Here is a 19,975-nt window from a genome sequence, read left to right on the forward strand (position 1 = left end):
CGCGGGCATGAAATCCGCTTTCCGACGCCCCATGCGGCGGAAGGCGGGTTTCTTTGCGCTTTGCGGCTGTTCCGTCCCGTGCTCGACCGCCGGGCCGAGCCGTTTCCGGTCGCGAAGCGCGACGTGCAGCCGGGAACGAGGCGGCGCGCCATTCCAATTTTCGCCATTCACCGCGGCCGGGACGGGTGGTACAATGAATCGGTATTGAAGGGCAGGGAAGGATGGAAACGCCATGATGCGGCTCGCGCGGTTCGTTCAAAATTGGAGCGTCGTTTCGAAATTCGTCGCCATTTACGTGTCGATCTTGTTGGTATCGCTTTCCGTAACCGGATACATGCTGTACAGGCAGGCGTCGGAGTCAGCGATTGCCCAGGCGCAGACGGTCATGGAGCAGAACCTGCTGCAGACCAAGGCGAGCATCGAGGAGAAGGTGAAGCTGACCGAGAACCTCGCGCAGCTCATCGCGTTCGACTCCCGCATCCAGACGTTTCTGGACAGCGATTTCATCAATGAGAGCTTCCAGCTGCAGGATTATCGCGACAACATCGCGCCGATCATCGACAACATCATGCGGCAGAACCCGAATATTCATTCGATCCACGTGTATATGCGCAATCCGACCATTCCGGAGCTGTACGGCGGTTACGACGGCTTCTACGCCATGGACCGGATCCGCGGGGACGCCGCCTACCAATCGCTGCTGACGAACGCCGCGCCGCAGTCGGAATGGCAGGGCACGCACAAGGAGATGCTGCTGCTCGTACGGCCGGGGCTGACCCCGAAGGCGGACGTGTTCTCGTATAACCGGAAAATCTTCTCCGTCCGCGATTACGGGATATCCGGCCTGGTGGAGATCGAGATGACGCAGGCGGAGCTGTTCAAGTCGCTCAAGGTCTCCATCTCGGGCCACTTGGGAAGCGTCTTCATCGTGGACGCCGGGGACCGGATCGTGTCGGACAACATCGCCGGGACGTACGGGCAGCGGATCGGGACCGTTGGTCTATCGGGCCTGCCGGATGACGCGAGGTCGAACGAGATCGTCTCCGTGCGCGGGGAACGGTCGATCGTCATCTCGATTCCGGTCGGCGGCCCGGACCTGCGGGTCGTCGGGATCTTCCCCGTGAAGGGCGTCGTCGAGAAGGTGACGCATTCGATCCGCACGATGCTGGTCGTCCTCTCCGCGGCGCTGCTGCTGCTCAGCCTGCTCGTTTATTTCGTGACCGTGAAGCTGCTCTCCCGCATGAAGCCGCTCCTGAAGGCCATGAAGCAGGTGCGGGAAGGCTCGCTCGACGTCTCCGTGCCGGTCGTCTGGAACGACGAGTTTTCGCAGATGGCGCTGACGTTCAACCATATGACCGGGCGCATCCACGATCTCGTGGAGAAGGTGTACAAGTCCGAGCTGCTGGAGAAGGAAGCGGAGCTGAAGGCGCTGGAAGCGCAGATTAACCCGCACTTCCTGTACAACACGCTGGCGACGATCTCCTGGGTGTCGCGCAAGGCGAAGGCGCCGGAGGTCGCCCGCATCTCGGATTCGCTCGCGAAGTTTTACCGGCTCGTGCTGAACAAGGGCAGCTCGGAGACGACGATCGCGAGCGAGCTCGACATGGTGAAGGCGTACCTGGCCATCCAGAAGTTCCGTTTCGAGGACCGCTTCGACGCCGTGTTCGAGGTCGACGACCGGGTGCGGGAGTTCGCGACGGTCAAAAACATTTTGCAGCCGCTCGTCGAGAACGCGCTCGTCCACGGCATCGAGCCGAAGCGGGCGCACGGCACGATTATTATTAGGGCTTATCTGGAAGGCGACAGGGTCGCGCTGCAGGTCGTCGACGACGGCGTCGGGATGGCCGCGCCCCGGATCCGCGACGTTATGGAAGGCCGGCGCCTCGACTCGCGCGGCAGCGGATATGCCGTCGCCAACATCACGAAACGGCTGCAGGCGTATTACGGGGCAGACCATGCGCTGGCGCTGTTCAGCCGGCCGGGCATCGGCACGGTGGTGACCATTACGTTTGCGGCAAGGAGGAGAACGGATCATGTTTAAACTGCTCATCGTCGAGGACGAACGGTGGGAACGCGAAGGCCTGGTCGAATTCGTGGACTGGGCTGCGATGGGCATCGGCGCCGTGGACACCGCCTGCGACGGCATCGAAGGGCTGGAGAGGGCGATCGAGCTGGAGCCGGACATCGTCATCACCGATATCCAGATGCCGGGCCGGAACGGCATCGAGATGGCGCGGCTGATCAAGGATCGGCAGCCGGACGCGAGCATCGTCGTACTGACGGGCTACGACGATTTTCAATTCGCCCGCGACGCGCTGCGGTTCCGCGCGGTCGATTATCTGCTGAAGCCGATCGAGGAAGAGGAGCTGCTCGCGACGATGAAGCGGGTGATCCGGTACTGCGAGGAGACGCGCCGGGTACGGCTCGAGGAGGCGCGGAAGGCGCGGACGTACGAGACGGGCCGCCGGGCCGCCCTGCAGCAGACGTTCGCGGCGCTGCTCGCGGGCCGGGAGGCCGGACCCGAGGCGGAAGCGGATGTCTGCGCGGCGCTGGCGGCGGGCGCGGGGCTTCCCGGCGCGGCGGATGGGCCGTACGTCGTCTGGTCGTTTCGGGCGCCGGCCGCGGCAGGCGCGCCGGACCCGGACGCGCTGGAGGATTGGGCGGAGGAGGCGCTCGGACGCCCGGTGCTGGTCCGCGCCGCTGGCGAGGCGGGCAGCGCCGAGTACGCGCTGCTGTTCGCACTCGCCGCGGGCGAAGCGGACCGGCAGCGCGAGCTGGCGGAGCCGCTGCTGCGCAAGCTGGCCGCCGCGGCGCCGGCCGGTTCCGACGTGGACGGCCCCGACGAGGACGGCGGCGCATGGGCGGTCGGGCAAGGCCCGGCGGCGGAGACGCTGGCCGCGGCAGGCGCGTCCTTCGGCAGCGCGGTTCTGGCGCTGAAGCACGCGCTGTGGACCGGCGCGGCCGAAGCTGTCGGCTGCGCGGAAGCGGAGGCGGCGGCGCGCGCGTTCGAGCCGCAGGCGGAAGCGTTCGCCGGCGCGTGCCGGGAGCTGTGCAAGCGCATACGGAACAAGCTCGGCGCGGGCGACGACCGCGGGACGGAAGCGGCGGTGGACGAGCTGTTCGCTTGCGTCGCCGCGCATCCCGGCGCCGGCCGGACGTACGCCGGCGGCTTGCTCGGCGGTCTGCTCGACGGCCTGTGGACGCTCGCCGCGCCGACCGGCCAAGGCGCGGCGGCGGGCAGCGCGGGCGACCTGGCCGAGGTGCTCGCCTGCGAGCGCCAGGCGGACATGAAGCGCCGCGTCCTCGCGGCCGTGCGCCGAATCGCCGCGCGGCTGCACGAGAAGCGGGACAGCAAGGACGAATACATCGTCGGCCGCGCGCAGCGGCTGATCGAGGAGCGGTTCGGCCTGACGGAGCTGAACCTGGCGTATCTGGCCGCCGAGGTGTTCGTCTCTCCGAACCACCTCGGCATGCTGTTCAAGCGGCAGACCGGCCGGACGCCGCTGGCCTTCATCCAGGAATACCGGCTCGCGCGGGCGGAGGAGCTGCTGCGGACGACGAAGCGGCGCGTCTCGGCGATCGCCGAGGAGGTCGGCATTCCGAACACGTCGTATTTCGGCACGCTGTTCAAGCAGGCGTACGGCATGACGCCGGGCGAGTACCAGGAGACGACGCAGCGTTGACGCGGCATCACATCGATAGGAAAGGCGCGCCCGGCGACGGGCGGCGCGGCGAATGTCCCGGCGGCCTGATCGGCTGCCGGGACATTCGTCCGTTCGGCGGCTGACGGGGGACAATGCGCGAGAGCGTTTACAAGAATCGTTGGTTTCTGATAGCCGCGTTCGTTTTTTGCATATCCGCGCGGACGCGCGGTTTTTATAATTAACTATGCCGACAAACGAAGCGACAACGAAAGGAAGTCGACCATGAACCGTGTTTCCCCCTCAAGCAGCCTAGCGAAAAGGCTCTGGCTGCAGCGCTACCTGATGCTGCTGACGCTGCCCGCCGTCCTCTGGATGATCGTGTTCAACTACGTCCCGATGTACGGCGTGATCATCGCGTTTCAAGAGTATACGCCGTTCCAGGGCTTCATCCACAGCCCCTGGCTCGGGCTCGGCAACTTCCGCGAGCTGTTCGCCGATCCGACGTTCCGGCAATCGCTGACCAACACGTTCACGATCAGCGTCGCGAAGCTGGCGTTCGGATTTCCCGCGCCGATCATCCTCTCGCTGCTGTTGAACGAACTCGTGTTCAAACGGTTCAAGCGCATCGTGCAAAGCTTGACGTACCTGCCCTACTTCGTGTCCTGGGTGCTCGTGGTCGGATTCATGTACACGCTGCTCGATCCGGAGACGGGGGTGATCAGCAAGCTGCTGGTCAAGCTGCATCTGATTGGAAGCGATGTCATGCTGATGGGCAGCGCGCACTCCTTCCTGACGCTGGTCGTCGTGACCGAGATCTGGAAGAACATCGGATGGAACTCCATCATCTACCTGGCGGCCATCGCGGGCATCGACCCGCAGCTGTACGAAGCAGCCGTCGTGGACGGCGCGAACCGCTTCCAGCGCGTCTGGCACATTACGCTGCCGGCGCTCAAGCCGACGATCATCATCCTGCTGATCCTCTCGATCGGGGGGCTGGTGAATTCGAACTTCGACCAGATGTTCCTGATGCAGAACTCCATGACGCAGGATGCCGCGAACGTGCTGGCCGTTTATTCCTATAAGACGGGCCTCGTCTCCGGACGGTTCTCGTACGGCACGGCTATCGGCCTGTTCCAGTCGCTCGTCGCGTTCGTGCTGATGTACATCGCCAACTACTCGTCGCGGAAGCTGACGAAAGAAAGCTTGTTCTAGGAGGAGAAACCGCATGATGACCTCATCGCGAAGCTGGAGCGGAAGAACCTTCGACGCGCTCAACGTGCTGCTGATGCTCGCGCTCTGCATCGTTACGCTCTACCCGTTCTACAACATCGTCATCACGTCGTTCAACGACCCGACCGACGCCGCCCGCGGCGGCATCACACTGTGGCCGCGCGTGTTCTCGGTCGACAATTACCGCATCGTGTTCCGGGACGAGAACATGCTGCACGCCTTCCTCGTCACGATCGCCCGCACAGTCGCCGGCACGGCGGCGGCCGTGCTGTTCACCGGCGCGTTCGCGTACGGCATCTCGAAGAGCGAGCTGATCGGCCGCAGGTTCTTCCTGATGATGGCGATCGTCACGATGTATTTCAGCGGCGGCATCATTCCGTATTACCTCGTCGTCGCGAAATACCTGCATCTGAAAGGGCATTTTCTCGTCTATATCGTCCCGAACCTCTTCAATGTCTTCAACGCGATCATCATGCTGACGTTCTTCCGCGCCCTGCCGAAGGAGATCGAGGAATCGGCCAAGATCGACGGCGCCAACGACCTGCGGATCTTCTTCCAGCTCGTGCTGCCGGTCTCGAAGCCCGTGCTGGCGACGATCGCGCTGTACAACGCGGTGTTCCACTGGAACTCCTGGTACGACGCGATGCTGTTCGGCGGCGACAAGCTGCCGACGCTGCAGCAGATTCTGATGCAGATCATCAGCTCCAACAGCAACGTCAGCCAATTGGCGAGCCAGCTCGGCTTCGGCGCGGTGTCGGCCGCTTCGCTCAAGCTGGCGACGATGGTCATCACGACGCTGCCGATCGTGTTCACGTATCCGTTCGTGCAGAAATATTTCGTGCAGGGCGTCATGATCGGTTCGGTCAAAGGCTGATCCGTTCCACAGGCTTTACCGGCTTCAGGCCGCTTAAAGTATACAGATTGAGTCATGCCAGACATTATTCGAGGAGGTCGCATCATGAAAAAGAAAGGCATCTCGGCCCTGGCCGCCGCCGCGCTCGTGCTGACGGCGCTGACGGGCTGCGGCTCGAACGACGGCGCAAGCGGCGCGGCGAACGCCGGCAACGCGGGCGGCAGCGCGCAGCAAACGGCGGACGGTCCGTCGTGGAAGCAGGATACGTCGCCGTTCACGTTCACGCAGTATTTCTACGGCAACTGGGCGTCCAATTATCTGTGGAAGGACCAGTACGCGATGAAGCTGGCGACGGAGAAGACCGGCGTCACGGTCGACCGGAAGCTCGCGACCGGCAGCGACGACGATTACCTCAACACGATGATCGCATCCGGCGACCTGCCCGACACGATCATGCTCGATTGGAACAACCCGGCCGTCTCGAAGCTGATCAAGAACGGCATGGTCTATTCCATGGACGAACTGATGGACAAGTACGCGCCGGAGTTCAAGGCGCAGCTCGATCCCGACATGGTCAAGTACCATTCGTTCGACGGCAAGCTGTGGTACTTGCCGAATCTGTACGAGACGAAGGACCGGCTGACGAGCGGCGTGCCGATCGTGGCGGTGCGGCCGTGGTTCATCCGCTCCGATATTTACAAGGCGATCGGCAGCCCGGCGATCGCGACGACCGACGATCTGTTGAACGCGCTTAAACTGGCGAAGGAGAAGTTCCCGAAGGTCAGCCCGGTCGGCGTGGAGTTCTTCGACGTCAACAAGAACGGCTTCGGCGGCAGTAATTCCATGGAGTACCTCATCGATTCGTTCTCGCCGCATCTGCTCGAGGAGCGCGTCAAGGACGACCGGCAGCTCGTGGAATACCCGATGCGCAACAAAGGCTTCATCGACGCCTTCCGCTTCATGAGCCAGCTGAGCCGCAACGGCCTGCTCGATCCGCAGCTGCTCATCTACAAGCAGGAGCAGTACGAGGAGAAGCTGTACGGCGCTCAGTATGCGGTCGCGTCCCAGTACATGAACAATATGTACACGATGTACAATCCGAAGATCGAGAGCACGCTCGGCAAGGATCAGACGTACACCGTCCTGGACGGCTTGAAGGCGAATGGCCAGGAGCCGCGCTATCCGGCGTCCCGCTTGATGGGCTGGCAGGGCTTCTTCGTGACGAAGAACGCGAAACATCCGGAGCGGATCATCCGGTTCGCCGAGTACGCCTGGTCGGACGAAGGCCAGATGGACATGCGCTATGGCAAGGAAGGCGAGACGTACGACATGGTCGACGGCCTGCCGAAATTCAAGCAGGACATTCTTGACCTGTCCATCAAGGATAACGCCGCGTTCAACGCGAAGTATGGCTTCAGCGACTCGACGCTCCTCTTCCGGGCCGGCAAGGCGTGGGACGACGCGGCGGCGCGCGATCTGAAGGAGAGCCAGCCGGATCAATACGCGGCGAGCAAGCTGCTCGAGAAATACAACTTCGACGACTATTCGCTCGGCATGGAGAACCTCGAGCCGGACGGCTCCACGCCGGAAGGCACGATCAACGCGAAGGTCAAGGATCTGTGGAACAAGACGATTCCGAAGCTGATCCTCTCCAAGACCGACGCCGAATTCGACGCGGCCTACAACGGCTTCCTGAAGCAGATGGATCAAGTCGGCGCAGAGAAGGTCGAGAAAGTGATGTACCAGCGCCACCTGGACGATCTGAAGAAGAAGGGCCTTCAATAATCGGACACGGCCACGGGGACGGGCCGCCGCATGCCGGCGGCCCGTTCGGCGCTGCTGACCGTACGAGCAAGAGCAAGAGCAAGAACGAATGGCAAGAAGGAGGAGAGGCGCGCATGACCGATAGGCAGACGCTGTTGTTCATCGGCGATTCCATCACGGACGGTGCCCGCGGCCGAACGAGCGATCCCAATCATCTATTGGGCCACGGCTACGTCTTCCAGATCGCGGGCAAGCTGGGGCTGGAATATGGCGCGGACGCGCCGGAGGTCGTGAACCGCGGCGTCAGCGGCGACCGCGCGTCCGACTTGTACGCGCGCTGGAACGAAGACGCGATCGCCGTGCGGCCGGATCTCATCAGCATCCTGGTCGGCGTCAACGATGCGTACCATATCGTGAACGGAGATCCCCGCGGCGCGAGCGACCGGTTCCGGCGGGCGTACGGCCATCTGCTGGAGGAGACGCGGGCGGCGCTGCCGGACGCGCGGCTCGTGCTGCTCGAGCCGTTCGCGCTGCGGACCGGCGGCGTTGCGGAGCGGTGGGACGCCTGGTCGGCGAAGCTGGCGGAGTACCGGCGCGCGGTCGGGGAGCTCGCCCGCGAGCACGGGGCGACGTTCGTGCCGCTCCAGGCGTTGTTCGACGACGCGTGCCGGCGGGCGCCCGCGGCGCATTGGATCTGGGACGGCATTCACCCGACGGCGGCCGGCCACGAGCTGATCGCGCGCCAATGGCTGGATGTCACGGCATTCCGTCCGCGGGAGCGGGGCGGGGCTTAGCAGGGCGGAGCTTAGCGTGAGCTAGCCCCCCCCCGCGCGGCCGCGCGGCCATGCGGGGGAACGGCGGAACGATACGAACCTGGCAGTTCGGCGAGACGGCGGGACGCTATCCGGGCATTCCGCAATGAGGGCAGTAAGCGCATAGTAACGGAATCGAACACGGCATATTCGTACAAGGCACGGTTCGAACAAAGCATGATTCAGGAAGGCCGCCCGACGGGGCGGCCTTTTACGCATGCTCGGCCTTGACTTGGGCGCTATGCACGGCGGCTATCGGCGCATTCGCCAGGAGGCCGCCCGCCGCGCCGCTTTTACCTGACATCTCATATTCCCTTCGCCTCGAAGTCATGTTATGGTAGGAGATGCGAAACCGCTTACACCTGTCCGATCGGGACAAGCCCGAAAGCGACGGGCCATTGGCGCGGGAAGTAGAAAGGATGGTTGGCGCGCATGTGGCCGAGGCTGTCGAAACTGAATACGCTGCGCAATCAGATGCTGCTCGGCTTCTTGTTCATCATGCTCATCATCCTGGCGTTCGTCGGCGGCATTACGTTTAATGCGGTATCGGAGCTGCTGAAGAATAACGCCGAGAAGCATATCCGGCAGACCGCGGTGCAGGCGAACGGCCGGCTGGAAAGCGTGCTCGACCAGATCGATTCGCTGACGACGCTCGTCTCGACGAACGGCTACGTCCAGCAGCTGCTCCTGAAGGAAATGCACGGCAAGCCGTCTACATTCGCCGAGCGGCAGGCGCTGCCGCCGATCATCAACCTCGTTCAGATGTACACGGACGGCATCAAATCCGTGGAGCTGTACAACAAGGACGGAGAACGGCTGTACCCGCTCGACGGCGGCAATCTCGGCGACAAGGTAAGCGAGGATTGGATCGCGCAGACGACGGCGAAGAAGGGCGGCATCGTCTGGTTCGGCATCGATCCGTCCGACCCGTCGTCGCTGCTTGCGATGCGGCGCATCAGCCTCGTGGACCAATATTTCTCCACGGGCGGCTACCTGCTCATCCGCACCGACCGCGGCAAGTTCGCGCTGAAGGATCCGCTGTCGGGAGATGCGCAGGCGGAGACGATGCTGCTGATCGCCGGCGACGGGCAGCTGATCGCGTCGAACGACGATGCGGTCTCGCAGGCGGAGGCCGCGGGGCTGACGGCCTCGAACGATCAGACGGTCGCGATCGGCAGCCGGTCGTTCGTGCTCGTCAAGCAGCGGTCGTCCGTCACCGGCTGGACGCTGCTGATTCTGACGCCGGTCGATACGATCACGAAGGGGATCTCGGTCGTGCGGACGACGCTCGTCGTCTCGGCGTGCGCCGGCACGCTCCTGTTCGCGCTGTTCTCTTTCTTCCTCTCGACGATGATCACCCGGCCGGTGTTCCGGCTGATCAAGACGATGCGGGGCACGCGCCTCGGGGTGCTGAAGCCGACGGAATCCGTGTCGTCGACGATCGAAATCAAGGAGCTGAACCATTCGTACAACCAGATGGTCGGCAACATCAACGAGCTGATCCAGCTCGTGTACGAGAAGGAGCTGTCGCAAAGCCGCACGGAGCTGAAGGCGCTGCAGGCGCAGATCCATCCGCACTTCCTGTTCAACACGCTCGACGCGCTGTACTGGTCGCTGCTGGACAAGGACGAGGACAAGCTGGCGTCGTACGTCGTCGCGATGTCGGACTTGTTCCGGTACACGATCACCGGGCCGAACAAGGACGAATGGGTCGCGCTGCGCGACGAGCTCGACCATATCGAGCGGTACCTGCTGATCATGAAGATGCGGTTCGAGGACCGGCTCGCCTGGCGGATCGACGCCCCGCCGGAGCTCGCGGACGCGCAGCTGCCGAAGCTGCTGCTGCAGCCGCTCGTGGAGAACGCCATCCTGCACGGCCTCGAGAGCCGCATCGGCCCCGGGCGCGTCGACGTGTCGGTCGCGCGCGACGGGGATGAGATCGTCATCGCGGTGGAGGACGACGGCGCCGGCATGGACGAGACGCAGCTGCGGCGCGTCATCGACGGCTTGGCGCGCGGGACCGTGCCCTCGTCCAAGAACTCGGGGGTCGGCATCGCCAACGTGCAGCGCCGGCTGAAGCTGTACTTCGGCGGCGAGGACGAGCGGATGCCGCGGCTCGTTATCCGCAGCCATAAGGGAGCCGGCACGCGCGTCAGCGTCCGGATTCCTGCGAATAGGGGGAGCGCGTCATGAAAATCCGGACCATTCTAATCGTCGACGACGAGCCGCGGTCGCGGGAAGGGATGAAAAAAATGCTGGGCCGCTGGGCGGCGGGGCAGTGCGAGCTGCTGACCGCGGATAACGGCGCGGCCGCGCTTCGCCTGCTGGAGGAGCAGGCCGTGGATCTGATGATCACGGACATCCGCATGCCGGAAATCGGCGGCCTCGGCCTCGTCGAGCGGATGAACGCGTCGCCGCTGCCGCGCCGCCCGCCGGTCATCCTCGTCTCTGGCCATGCCGAGTTCGAATACGCCCAGCAGGCGATCCAGCTGTCGGTCGTCAATTATTTGCTGAAGCCGGTCAGCCGGGAGAAGCTGATCGCGGCGGTGGAGGAGGCGCTGAAGGCGGGCGAGGAGCGCAACCGGCTCGGGCTGATGCGGAAGCTGGCCGATCCGCGGCTCCTGGACGTGGCGGACGGGGAGGCTGTCTTAAGCGAACCGGTCCGCGCCGCCATGCGGTACGTCGACGCGCATATCGGCGATGCCGTCGGCCTGAAGGAGGTCGCCGACACCATCCACCTGAACGGGAGCTATTTCAGCGCGCTCTTCAAAGAGCAGAGCGGCATGACGTTCAGCGAATACGTCGCCCGCCGGAGGCTGCACAAGGCGAAGGAGCTGCTGCTCGCGACGAGCCTGCCCGTCGCCGAAATCGCCGAGCGCGTCGGCTACCAGACGGCGAAATACTTCAACAAGGTGTTCAAGGAATACGAGAACGTGAGCCCGGGGCAATTCCGGAGCGGGATGCAGCAAGCGGAGCCGGACAGCGGACCTTAAGGCAGATTCGGACGGAACATCCAAAAAAAGTGGAAGTTTAGCCAAACGCCGTGCCCTTATCCCTCTTGGGCGCCGATGATACACTTTAGTTAGAAGGAAAGCGCATACATCCTTCGCAACCGTTTAAGGGGGAATTCGTTCATGAAGCGCAATATCATTTCACTCGGCACCTTGATGACCGCGCTGCTGCTTGTTGCAACCGCTTGCGGCAGCGGCTCGGGCGGCAACGCCGGCAACCAATCCGCGAACGGCGGCAATGACGCGAACGCGGCGAGCGCCGGAGCCGCTAACGCCGGCACAGACGAGAAAATCACGCTCAAAATGATGCATCTGTGGCCGGACGGCAGCAACTCCGCGCAAAACAAGATGGTCACCGCAATCATCAAGGAATACGAGGAAGCGAACCCGAACGTGACGATCACGACGGAGGTGCTCGAGAACGAGCAGTACAAGAGCAAGCTGAAGGTGCTGTCCGCCTCGAACGACCTGCCCGACGTCGGCTTCACGTGGGCGGCCGGCTTCATGGATCCGTACGTGAACGGCAACATGTTCGCGCCCGTGGACGATCTCCTGCAGGGCGAGCTGAAGGATAAATTCGTCGCTGGCACGACGGAAGCCTATGCCTTCGGCGGCAAGACGTACGCGCTTCCGGTCGAGCTGAACATCGTGCCGGTGTATTACAACAAGGACATTTTCGCCAAATACGACCTTAAGCCGCCAAAGACGCTGGACGAGCTGAAGACGATCATCAAGACGCTGAGCGACAACAAAGTGACGCCGATCACGCTCGGCGGCAAGGACGCCTGGCCGTCCTCGTTCTGGTACATGTACCTGGCGGACCGCATCGGCGGACCGGATGTGATGGACAAGGCCGTCGCGGGCAATGACTTCACCGATCCGTCCCTGCTCGAAGCGGCCAAGCAGGCGCAGGAGCTCGTGAACATGAACGCGTTCGTGAAGGGCTATAACGGCCTGTCCAACGACGAAGCGAAGTCGCTCTTCATGAACGAGCAGGCGGCGATGTTCGCGATGGGCACCTGGGAAGTGCCGAACTACACGACCTCGGCGGACGTGCCGCAGGCGTTCAAGGATAAGATCGGCTACTTCAAGTTCCCGACGGTCGACGGCGGCAAAGGCAGCGTGGACGATTGGGTCGGCGGACCGGGCGTGGGCCTGTTCGTGTCCCAGAATTCCAAGCACGTCGACGAAGCGAAGAAATTCGTCAGCTTCTTCGTGCAGAAGTGGGGCGAGCATTCCGTTACGGACGCGGGCGTCATCCCAGCCACGAAGGTCGACACGTCGACGGTCAAGCTGCCGCAGATGTTCATCGACCTGCTGAACGAATTGAACCAAGCGAGCAAGGTGACGCTGTACCTCGACACGCAGATGAAGCCGGGCGCTTCCGACGCGCATCATAACCTCGTGCAGGCGCTGCTAGGCAAGGCCGTGACGCCGCAGGAATTCATCCAGAAGCAGGACGACGCCCTTAAGGCGGGCAAATAATCGCATCCGGGCCCTCGGCCGGAAGACGGGCGCGCCGCATGCCGCGGCGATGCCCGTCCGTCCGGCTGGCCCTGCGGGGAGGCTATGACGAACCATGAATACGGTCATGTCCAACAAACGCATCATCGCCTTGTACGTCCTGCCGTCCTTGTTCCTGCTGCTCGCGATCATCTACGTGCCGATCGTGCTGACCGGCTATTACGGCTTGATGGCGTGGAACGGCATCGGCAAGCCGGACTTTATCGGCTTGGACAACTACAAGACGCTCATGCGCGATAGCGTGTTCTGGCACAGCACGTACCATTCGCTGCTGTTCGCGCTGCTCTCGACGCTCTGCTTGGCCCTGTACCTGGCGGTCGCGCTGCTGCTCTCCGGCAAGATCCGGGGCGCCAACCTGCTCCGCAAAATTTACCTGCTCCCGATGCTGCTGTCCTCGGTCGCCATCGCCCAGCTGTGGCAGAAGGTATACCATCCGACGAACGGCATCCTGAACGGCATCCTCGAGAAGCTCGGCGTGGAGAACACGCCCAGCTGGCTGGCTGACCCGCGTCTCGTGCTGTACGCGATCTTCATTCCGATTCTGTGGCAGTTCGCGGGCTTCTACATTCTCATCTACTACGCGGCGTTGAAAAACATCCCCGCTTCGCTCGAGGAAGCGGCCAGAATCGACGGGGCGACCTCGCTGCAGGTCACGCTGCGGATCAAGCTTCCGCTGATCGCCGAGGTCCTCAAGGTGACCGTCGTGCTGGCTGTCGTCGGCTCGCTGAAATATTTCGACCTGATCTACGTCATGACGGACGGCGGACCAAACCAGGCGAGCGAAGTGATGGCCTCCTATATGTACCACAAAGCGTTCAAGGAATTCGACTTCGGTTACGGCAGTGCGATCGGCTTCTTCCTGCTCGTCATCTGCCTGGCGGCCACCTGGGTCATCCGGCGCGCGACGGCGGCCAAAGACACGATTCAATATTCTTGAGCAGGAGGCGATTCCCTTGACCGGCATCACGACCGCAATTCGACCCCGTCCCGAGGCGGGCGTCCCATCGAGACCGATCGGCAGGACGATCGGCTACGGCATCCTGTACGCCGCGCTTGCCGTCACGGCGGTGCTGCAGCTGCTGCCCCTGCTCTGGCTGCTGCTGTTCTCGCTGAAGAACAACCAGGAGATCTTCAACCGGGCGCCGTTCGCCGTACCGAAGCAGCTGCACTGGAGCAATTACGCCACGGTATGGGAGCAGGGCAAGATCGGGCGCTATTTTCTGAACAGCATCTGGATCACGGCGGCGTCCGTCGTCTGCACGATCCTGCTCGCCAACTTCGTCACGTTTGCGATGACGCGGATGAAGTGGAAGCTGCATAAGGCGGTGCTCGGGCTGTTCATGGTCGGCATGATGATTCCGGTCCATTCGACGCTCATTCCGCTGTTCAGCCTGTTCAAGTCGATTCACCTGAAAGACTCGCAGCTTAGCATCGTGCTGTCGTACGTCGCGTTCAACTTGCCGCTGACGATCATGATCCTGATCGGTTTCTACTACGCGCTTCCGCGCGAGGTGGAGGAAGCGGCGGTCATGGACGGCTGCAGCGTGAACCGGATGTTCTTCCGGATCATCCTGCCGATGACCGTATCTGTCAGCGTGACGGCCGCCATCATCAACATGATCTACAACTGGAACGAGTTCATCTTCGTCAACACCTTTCTAAGCTCGGACGGCAAAAAGACGCTGACCGTCGGCATCCAGAATTTCGTCGGGCAATATTCGACGAACTGGGGCGCGATCGGCGCGACGCTCATGATCAGCGTTTTGCCGATCCTGGTCCTGTTCTTCCTGCTCAGCAACCGGATCGTCGAAGGCATTGCCGCCGGATCCGTGAAAGGCTGAGGCAGGTTCCATTTCACGCATAGAGGAGAGAGAGCCGCATGTCCGATTCGCGCAAGCCGATCGTGCCGAACGAACCGATCGTCACGCATCTCTACACGGCGGATCCGTCCGCGCACGTCTTCGAAGGCAAGCTGTACGTCTATCCGTCGCACGATATCGACCACGACGGCCCGACCAACGACAACGGCGACCAGTACGCGATGGAGGACTACCACGTGCTGTCCTTCGACGAAGCGTTGACCGTCTGCACCGACCATGGCGAGGCGCTTCACGTCCGCGACGTCCCGTGGGCGTCGAAGCAAATGTGGGCGCCGGACGCGGCGTTCAAGAACGGCCGTTATTACCTCTTCTTCCCGGCGCGGGACCATGACGGAATCTTCCGCATCGGCGTCGCGACGGGCGATTCGCCGGACGGTCCGTTCTGCGCGGAGCCGGCATACATCCCGGGCAGCTTCAGCATCGATCCCGCCGTATTCGTCGACGACGACGGCCGGGCGTACATGTACTTTGGCGGCCTGTGGGGCGGCCAACTGGAGAAATGGCAGACGGGCGAATACGTCCCGGACGCCGCCGGCCCAGACGCGGCGGCGCCCGCCCTCGGCCCGCGGGCCGCGGAGCTGAACGGCGACCTGCTGTCGTTCCGCTCGGCCCCGGCCGAGATTCGCATCTCGGACGAGGACGGGACGCCGATCAAGGCCGGCGACGAAGAGCGCCGCTACTTCGAAGGACCGTGGATGCACAAGCACGAGGGGCGGTACTACCTATCCTACTCGACGGGGACGACGCATAAGATCGTGTACGCAGTGAGCGACAACCCGCTCGGACCGTTCGTGTTCAAGGGCACGATCCTGACGCCGGTCCTCGGCTGGACCACGCACCATTCGATCGTGCAGTACCGGGACAAGTGGTACCTGTTCTATCACGACGCCTCCTTGTCCGGCGGCGTCGACCACAAGCGCAGCGTCAAGTTCGTGGAGCTTCATTATATCGACGACGGCACGATCGCGACGATCGATCCTTACGCCTGACGCGCCACGGCGCGGTCTCGCGCCAAGCCTATGAAACGCAGCCCCGGCGGCTGCGTTTTTTTTCGTGTCACAGCCAACGAACGCGGTGATTTAAAAGTTTGACAAGTACTATATATTGATATAAATTATAGTTCTACACCCTATATATTGATTCTACTAGCGAATATCGATCGAAAAGGAGCTGCCAGCCATGATCATCGCCTATGATTCCCGAACGGGCAACGTGAAGCGATTCATCCAGAAGACCGACCTTCCCGCCGTGCAGATCGAGGCGTCCACCATGCTCGACGGCCCGTTCGTTCTCGTTACCTACACGACGGGGTTCGGCGGCGCGCCGGACAAGGTCATGACCTTCCTCGAGCGCAACCACCGGCACCTGGTCGGCGTCTCGGCGAGCGGCAACCGCAACTGGGGGGACCGGTTCGCCAAGAGCGCGGACGAGATATCGCGGAAGTATGGCGTGCCCGTGGTAAGCAAGTTCGAGCTGGCGGGCACGGCGAAGGACGTCGAATGCTTCGTACGGGAGGTGAGCGCGCTTGCGGCACATTGAGCTGAACAATTTGTTGATGCAGCGCGGCGAGGACGGATTCTTCCGGCTGGATAAAGACCGCGAGGCCGTCGACGCGTTCATGGCGGAAGCACGGAGCCGCAGCCTGAGCTTCGCGTCCACGGCGGACAAGCTGCGCTATATGATCGATCACGATTATTACGAGGACGTCTACCGGGATTATTCGGCGCAGGCCGTCGACGAGGTGTTCGCGCTGACGCACGGGTATCCGTTCCGCTTCGAATCGTACATGGCCGCTTCGAAGTTCTATACCGATTACGCGATGAAGAGCGACGACAAGTCGCTGTACCTCGAGCATTACCCGGACCGCGTCGCGATCGTCGCGCTGCATCTGGGCCGCGGGGACGCCGAGGCCGCGCGGAAACTGGCGCTCGCGATGATGGAGCAGCGCGTCCAGCCGGCGACGCCGACGTTCCTGAATGCGGGCAAGAGCCGCCGCGGCGAGCTGGTCTCGTGCTTCCTGCTCGAGATGGACGATTCGCTCAATTCCATCAACTACGTGCTCGCCACGTGCATGCAGCTGTCCAAGATCGGCGGCGGCGTCGCCGTCAATCTGTCGAAGCTGCGCGGCCGCGGCGAACCGATCAAGGGCGTCGAGGGCGCAGCCAAGGGCATCATGCCGGTGCTGAAGCTGATGGAGGACGCGTTCTCGTACGCCGACCAGATGGGGCAGCGCAAAGGCTCGGGCGCGGGCTACTACAACATTTTCGGCTGGGACGTCATGGAGTTTCTGGACAGCAAGAAGATCAACGCGGACGAGAAGACGCGGCTGAAGACGCTGTCGATCGGCCTCATCGTGCCGAACAAATTCTACGAGCTCGCCGAGCGCAACGAGAAGCTGCACGTGTTCGGGCCGCATTCGGTGCTGAAGGCGTACGGGACGCATCTCGACGACATGGACATGGACGAGATATACGAGACGCTGCTCGCCGACGACCGCGTGAAGAAGAAGGCGGTGCTGAGCGCGCGGGACATGCTGACCAAGATCGCCACGATCCAGCTGGAATCCGGCTATCCGTACATCATGAACCGGTCCAATGCGAACCGGGCGCACGCGCTGCGCGGCATCGGCATGATCAAGATGTCGAACCTGTGCACGGAAATTTTCCAACTCCAGGAGACGTCCGAGATCGGCGATTACGGGCAAGCGGACGTCATCCGCCGCGACATCAGCTGCAATCTCGCGTCGCTCAACATCGCGAACGTGATGGCGCTCGGCAAGATCCGCGAGTCGGTGCACGAAGGCATGCTCGCGCTGACGGCCGTCACGGACATGACGCGGATCGAGAACGCACCGGGCGTGGCGAAGGCGAACGGCGAGCTGCACTCGGTCGGCCTCGGCGCGATGAACCTGCACGGCTACCTGGCCAAGAACCGCATCGCCTACGAGAGCCCGGAAGCGCTCGATTTCGCGCGGACATTCTTCATGACGGTGAACTATCATTCGCTGGAATGCAGCATGGAGATCGCCCGCCGGACGGGCCGAACGTTCGCCGGCTTCGATCAGTCGGATTACGCCAGCGGCGCGTACTTCGAGCGCTACCTGAAGACGGACTACCGGCCGGAGACGGAGAAGGTGCGGGCGCTCTTCGCGGACATCGCGATTCCGTCCCCCGCGGACTGGGAGCGGCTGAAGGCGGACGTGGCGCGGCACGGCCTCTACCACGCGTACCGGCTCGCGATTGCGCCGACGCAGAGCATCTCGTACGTGCAGAACGCGACGAGCAGCGTCATGCCGATCGTCGAGCCGATCGAGACGCGGGCGTACGCGAATGCCACGACGTATTACCCGATGCCGTTCCTCAGCAAGGTCAATCTGTTCTACTATAAGTCGGCCTATCAGATGAATCAGTTCAAGGTGATCGACCTGATCGCCGAAATTCAAACGCACGTCGACCAAGGCATCTCGACGATCCTGCACGTCAACAGCGACGTCTCCACGCGGGAGCTGTCCCGGTACTACGTCTATGCCGCCAAGAAGGGGCTGAAGTCGCTCTACTATACGCGGACGAACATGCTGTCCGTCGAGAATTGCATCAGCTGCGCCGTCTGACCGGTGAAGCCATACGCGCGTAATAAGGGAGAAGAGCCGCCATGTGTGCCATGAAAGCCGTGAATTGGAATCGCCCGGACGACGATTTCACGAGCCAGTTTTGGAATCAAAATATTATGCAGTTTTGGACCGACGACGAAATTCCGCTGTCCGACGACAAAATGTCCTGGATCGAGCTGAGCGCGGCGGAGCGCGAGGCGTACATGAAGGCGCTCGGCGGCCTGACGCTGCTCGACACCGTGCAGGGCGGCGTCGGCATGCCGAAGATTCTCGAGCATGTCGAAGGCCTGCAGCGCAAAGCCGTGCTCGGGTTCATGGGGATGATGGAGCAGATTCACGCCAAGTCGTACAGCAGCATCTTCACGACGCTCGCTTCGACGGAGGAGATCGATGCCGTGTTCCGCTGGGTGGAAGAGAATCCGCGCCTTCAGGCGAAGGCGGAGCGGATTGCCGGGTATTACCGCGCGATCGCGCCGGGCAAGAGCCTCTATCTCGCGATGGCGGCTTCCGTGCTGCTGGAAAGCTACTTGTTCTACAGCGGCTTCTTCTATCCCCTCTACCTCGCGGGTCAGGGGAAGATGACGAGCAGCGGCGAGATCATCGACCTGATCCTGCGGGACGAGAGCATCCACGGCGTCTACGTCGGCGTGCTCGCGCAGGAGACGTTCGCAGCGCTCCGCGAGGAGGAGCGGCAGCAAGCGCAGGATGAGCTGCTCGGCCTGCTGCGGGAGCTGCACGACAACGAAATGCGCTATACCGAGGAATTGTACGGCGGAATCGGCCTGGTCGACGAGGTGAAGACGTTCGTGCGCTACAACGCCAACAAGGCGCTGATGAACCTCGGCCTCGAGCCCGTTTTCCCGGACGAGGAGATTAACCCGATCGTCTTCAACGGCATCAGCACGAAGACGAAGCAGCACGATTTCTTCTCCAAGAAGGGGAACGGCTACGTCCGGACGATTCACGTCGAGCCCTTGGGCGATGCGGATTTCGTGTTTGAATGAAGAGCGTTGGAAGGGGAACGGAACGGTGATGGACTCCCGCGGCGGCCGCGGGAGTTTTTCGCCGAGGGCGCGCGAAGTTTCATCCGATCTTCATGATGCGGACGACTTGGCGTGGTAAGATAGATGGACAACGAATATTTAAACTAAATCTAAATATAATGGTTGCAGAGGCAGCGAATAAGGAGGACGATTCGAATGTCGCATTATTTTTCCGACGAGGCGTACGTGTTCTGGGACGATGTGCTGGAGGCGGTCGTCATTCGCTGGCATGCCGCAGCGGAGATGGGCCGGCAGCGCGCCGTGTTGACGAATGCGATAGCGCTTGCGAAGGCGAAGCACGCGAGGAAGGTGCTCGTCGATACCCGCCATCTGGCCGGGCTGTTGCCGCAGGACGCGCGTTGGCTGGCCGAGGAATGGAGCGCCCGGCTCGCGGAAGCGGGCATCCGATACGCGGCGGCCGCGCTGCCGGAGCTTGCGCTCGCGCAGCCCCCGTCCGACCGAAGCGCGGCGGCGAAGGAGCAAGACGAGCTGCTGCATCCGTTTCCGGAGCTCAATCAAGCGATCGCGTGGCTGTCGGGCATTCCCGCCTGACCTGCGGCGATGGCGGCGCGCCGCATGCTCGCTGCCGGAGCAGCGAGTCGCC

General features: G+C 62.7%; 16 protein-coding genes. All 16 read left to right on the forward strand.

Features of this window, described 5'->3' with window-relative positions; all coding sequences use genetic code 11:
• Positions 1-232 precede the first annotated feature (232 nt).
• The 16 genes from ACFPB1_RS16860 to ACFPB1_RS16935 all read left to right on the forward strand — a co-directional run bounded on the left by ACFPB1_RS16860 (position 233) and on the right by ACFPB1_RS16935 (position 19,923).
• On the forward strand, positions 233-2,041 hold the full coding sequence (locus ACFPB1_RS16860) for a cache domain-containing sensor histidine kinase (RefSeq protein ID WP_379227271.1): 1,809 nt from the start codon (positions 233-235) through the stop codon (positions 2,039-2,041).
• Entirely contained in the window at positions 2,034-3,683 is a 1,650-nt protein-coding gene (locus ACFPB1_RS16865; RefSeq protein ID WP_379227272.1) for a response regulator, read from the forward strand. Before ACFPB1_RS16860 ends, ACFPB1_RS16865 begins: the two co-directional genes overlap by 8 nt.
• A 243-nt stretch (positions 3,684-3,926) precedes the next feature.
• Positions 3,927-4,856 carry an ABC transporter permease gene (locus ACFPB1_RS16870; protein WP_379227273.1) on the forward strand — a complete coding sequence of 310 codons (930 nt, stop codon included), beginning with the start codon at positions 3,927-3,929 and terminating at the stop codon, positions 4,854-4,856.
• A 13-nt stretch (positions 4,857-4,869) separates the two neighbouring features.
• Entirely contained in the window at positions 4,870-5,748 is an 879-nt protein-coding gene (locus ACFPB1_RS16875) for a carbohydrate ABC transporter permease (protein WP_379227274.1), read from the forward strand.
• An 84-nt stretch (positions 5,749-5,832) separates the two neighbouring features.
• Complete coding sequence (locus ACFPB1_RS16880) at positions 5,833-7,512, forward strand: hypothetical protein (RefSeq protein WP_379227275.1); 1,680 nt, start codon at positions 5,833-5,835, stop codon at positions 7,510-7,512.
• Positions 7,513-7,625: 113 nt separating this feature from the next.
• A complete protein-coding gene (locus ACFPB1_RS16885; RefSeq protein ID WP_379227276.1) occupies positions 7,626-8,285 on the forward strand; it encodes an SGNH/GDSL hydrolase family protein in 660 nt (219 codons plus the stop codon).
• Between the two features lie 450 nt (positions 8,286-8,735).
• On the forward strand, positions 8,736-10,496 hold the full coding sequence (locus tag ACFPB1_RS16890; RefSeq protein ID WP_379227277.1) for a sensor histidine kinase: 1,761 nt from the start codon (positions 8,736-8,738) through the stop codon (positions 10,494-10,496).
• Positions 10,493-11,296, forward strand: coding sequence for a response regulator transcription factor (locus ACFPB1_RS16895; RefSeq protein WP_379227278.1), 804 nt, complete (start codon positions 10,493-10,495; stop codon positions 11,294-11,296). Before ACFPB1_RS16890 ends, ACFPB1_RS16895 begins: the two co-directional genes overlap by 4 nt.
• Before the next feature lie 141 nt (positions 11,297-11,437).
• On the forward strand, positions 11,438-12,799 hold the full coding sequence (locus ACFPB1_RS16900) for an extracellular solute-binding protein (RefSeq protein WP_379227279.1): 1,362 nt from the start codon (positions 11,438-11,440) through the stop codon (positions 12,797-12,799).
• 94 nt (positions 12,800-12,893) lie between these two features.
• Positions 12,894-13,775, forward strand: coding sequence for a carbohydrate ABC transporter permease (locus ACFPB1_RS16905; protein ID WP_379227280.1), 882 nt, complete (start codon positions 12,894-12,896; stop codon positions 13,773-13,775).
• A gap of 37 nt (positions 13,776-13,812) precedes the next feature.
• On the forward strand, positions 13,813-14,679 hold the full coding sequence (locus tag ACFPB1_RS16910; RefSeq protein ID WP_379227312.1) for a carbohydrate ABC transporter permease: 867 nt from the start codon (positions 13,813-13,815) through the stop codon (positions 14,677-14,679).
• Between the two features lie 38 nt (positions 14,680-14,717).
• Positions 14,718-15,707, forward strand: a complete 990-nt coding sequence (locus ACFPB1_RS16915) for a glycoside hydrolase family 43 protein (protein WP_379227281.1) — start codon at positions 14,718-14,720, stop codon at positions 15,705-15,707.
• A gap of 190 nt (positions 15,708-15,897) precedes the next feature.
• Positions 15,898-16,257 (forward strand): class Ib ribonucleoside-diphosphate reductase assembly flavoprotein NrdI, encoded by a 360-nt coding sequence (gene nrdI, locus ACFPB1_RS16920; protein ID WP_379227282.1) that lies wholly within the window; start codon positions 15,898-15,900, stop codon positions 16,255-16,257.
• Positions 16,244-18,328 carry a class 1b ribonucleoside-diphosphate reductase subunit alpha gene (nrdE, locus tag ACFPB1_RS16925; protein WP_379227283.1) on the forward strand — a complete coding sequence of 695 codons (2,085 nt, stop codon included), beginning with the start codon at positions 16,244-16,246 and terminating at the stop codon, positions 18,326-18,328. Before nrdI ends, nrdE begins: the two co-directional genes overlap by 14 nt.
• Before the next feature lie 41 nt (positions 18,329-18,369).
• Positions 18,370-19,332, forward strand: coding sequence for a class 1b ribonucleoside-diphosphate reductase subunit beta (gene nrdF, locus ACFPB1_RS16930; RefSeq protein WP_379227284.1), 963 nt, complete (start codon positions 18,370-18,372; stop codon positions 19,330-19,332).
• Between the two features lie 195 nt (positions 19,333-19,527).
• Entirely contained in the window at positions 19,528-19,923 is a 396-nt protein-coding gene (locus ACFPB1_RS16935; protein ID WP_379227285.1) for a hypothetical protein, read from the forward strand.
• The last annotated feature ends 52 nt before the right edge of the window (positions 19,924-19,975 follow it).

The sequence above is a fragment of the Paenibacillus sp. GCM10023250 genome (assembly GCF_042653205.1).
GTDB lineage: Bacteria > Bacillota > Bacilli > Paenibacillales > Paenibacillaceae > Paenibacillus_Z.

Coding starts and splice junctions, on each gene's coding strand:
- nrdI (WP_379227282.1), top strand. CDS start 15,898: ATGATCATCGCCTATGATTCCCGAACGGGCAACGTGAAGCGATTCATC.
- ACFPB1_RS16895 (WP_379227278.1), top strand. CDS start 10,493: ATGAAAATCCGGACCATTCTAATCGTCGACGACGAGCCGCGGTCGCGG.
- ACFPB1_RS16870 (WP_379227273.1), top strand. CDS start 3,927: ATGAACCGTGTTTCCCCCTCAAGCAGCCTAGCGAAAAGGCTCTGGCTG.
- ACFPB1_RS16935 (WP_379227285.1), top strand. CDS start 19,528: ATGTCGCATTATTTTTCCGACGAGGCGTACGTGTTCTGGGACGATGTG.
- ACFPB1_RS16890 (WP_379227277.1), top strand. CDS start 8,736: ATGTGGCCGAGGCTGTCGAAACTGAATACGCTGCGCAATCAGATGCTG.
- ACFPB1_RS16875 (WP_379227274.1), top strand. CDS start 4,870: ATGATGACCTCATCGCGAAGCTGGAGCGGAAGAACCTTCGACGCGCTC.
- nrdF (WP_379227284.1), top strand. CDS start 18,370: ATGTGTGCCATGAAAGCCGTGAATTGGAATCGCCCGGACGACGATTTC.
- ACFPB1_RS16900 (WP_379227279.1), top strand. CDS start 11,438: ATGAAGCGCAATATCATTTCACTCGGCACCTTGATGACCGCGCTGCTG.
- ACFPB1_RS16865 (WP_379227272.1), top strand. CDS start 2,034: ATGTTTAAACTGCTCATCGTCGAGGACGAACGGTGGGAACGCGAAGGC.
- ACFPB1_RS16860 (WP_379227271.1), top strand. CDS start 233: ATGATGCGGCTCGCGCGGTTCGTTCAAAATTGGAGCGTCGTTTCGAAA.
- ACFPB1_RS16915 (WP_379227281.1), top strand. CDS start 14,718: ATGTCCGATTCGCGCAAGCCGATCGTGCCGAACGAACCGATCGTCACG.
- ACFPB1_RS16885 (WP_379227276.1), top strand. CDS start 7,626: ATGACCGATAGGCAGACGCTGTTGTTCATCGGCGATTCCATCACGGAC.
- ACFPB1_RS16905 (WP_379227280.1), top strand. CDS start 12,894: ATGAATACGGTCATGTCCAACAAACGCATCATCGCCTTGTACGTCCTG.
- ACFPB1_RS16880 (WP_379227275.1), top strand. CDS start 5,833: ATGAAAAAGAAAGGCATCTCGGCCCTGGCCGCCGCCGCGCTCGTGCTG.